Source organism: Anaerotignum lactatifermentans (assembly GCF_016902535.1).
Classification (GTDB): Bacteria; Bacillota; Clostridia; order Lachnospirales; family Anaerotignaceae; genus Anaerotignum; species Anaerotignum lactatifermentans_A.
This window is the reverse complement of the sequence record NZ_JACSNY010000057.1, coordinates 1-320: the sequence shown is the minus strand read 5'-3', so window position 1 is coordinate 320 and position 320 is coordinate 1. Positions and strand designations below refer to the sequence as shown.

Sequence of the window (320 nt, the reverse complement as noted above, 5' to 3'; positions counted from 1 at the left end):
TTCGGAAGTAAGGTCCCTTAAAGATAATGAGGTAGATAGGTTGGAGGTGTAAGCACGGTAACGTGTTCAGCTGACCAATACTAATAGACCGAGGGCTTGACCTAATAAAGATTTTATGATATAATACGTTTGCTGTATTCAGTTTTGAAGGTGTATGCCTTTTCATAATCCTCGATAGCGGAACGGTAGAGCATCTGTCACCTGCTTTGCTGGCATGGCTGTTAACCGGAGAGCACTATGAGGGCAATCATCCTCGATAGCTCAGCGGTAGAGCATCCGGCTGTTAACCGGAGGGTCGTTGGTTCGAATCCTACTCGGGG

Annotated in this window: 1 rRNA gene; it reads left to right on the top strand. The window is 46.6% G+C overall.

From position 1 onward, the window contains the following. Positions 1 to 104: ribosomal RNA gene (locus tag H9X84_RS12840) — 23S ribosomal RNA — on the top strand; the annotation flags it as partial. Positions 105 to 320 lie beyond the last annotated feature (216 nt).